Consider the following 215-nt stretch of genomic DNA (forward strand, 5'->3'; position numbering starts at 1 on the left):
GAGCTACCTCGACTACGCGATGAGCGTCATCGTCGGGCGAGCGCTGCCCGACGTGCGCGACGGCCTGAAGCCCGTGCACCGCCGCGACATCTACGGCATGTACGACGGCGGCTTCCGTCCCCACAAGTCGTTCTCGAAGTGCGCCCGCGTCGTCGGCGAGGTCATGCGGCACTACCACCCGCACGGTGACGCCCCGATCTACGACGCCCTGGTGC

General features: G+C 68.8%; 1 protein-coding gene. It reads left to right on the forward strand.

Going from position 1 to position 215, the window contains the following annotated elements; all coding sequences use genetic code 11:
- On the forward strand, positions 1-215 hold a 215-nt coding region (locus QM517_RS18175), incomplete at both ends, for a DNA gyrase subunit A (RefSeq protein ID WP_283289566.1).

Origin of the sequence: Microbacterium sp. IEGM 1404 (assembly GCF_030056775.1) — a bacterium.
Classification (GTDB): Bacteria; Actinomycetota; Actinomycetes; order Actinomycetales; family Microbacteriaceae; genus Microbacterium.